This window comes from Streptomyces doebereineriae, from assembly GCF_031845645.1.
GTDB lineage: Bacteria > Actinomycetota > Actinomycetes > Streptomycetales > Streptomycetaceae > Streptomyces > Streptomyces canus.
Window position 1 is genome coordinate 1 of sequence record NZ_JAVREZ010000502.1, and the last position, 409, is coordinate 409.

Sequence of the window (409 nt, forward strand, 5' to 3'; positions counted from 1 at the left end):
ATCCACTTCACCCACCAGGGCATTCCCGCGACTATCTCCCGCACGGCCATCGCCATCTACCTCGTCTCTCTGGGGTTTCCTGCCTCGATGCTAAGGGGGCGGGGCACCCCGGCGGGGGCCCCGCAGCCCTTGAAGACCCCTGATCGAACCCTTAGGGAAACCCGGGGTTCAGCCCCACGGCGGGCTCAGCCCTCCGGAGGGGAGAAGACGACCTTCACTCGCAGATCCTCGGTGATGTGGTGGAACTTGTGGGCCACCCCGGCGGGCACATAGACCACGCTCCCCCGGCCGACCTGTGTGGTCTCCGTCCCGACCGTGATCGACGCACGGCCGCTGACGACGAAGTACACCTCGTCCTGCCGGTGCGGCTGCTGCGGATCGAGGGCGCCCGCGTCCAGGGCGTACAGGC

The 409-nt window shown here is 68.2% G+C and carries 1 protein-coding gene; it reads right to left on the reverse strand.

The window, feature by feature from the left end:
- Positions 1–185: 185 nt before the first annotated feature.
- On the reverse strand, positions 186–409 hold a 224-nt coding region (locus RNB18_RS52975), incomplete at its 5' end, for a cupin domain-containing protein (RefSeq protein ID WP_311721172.1).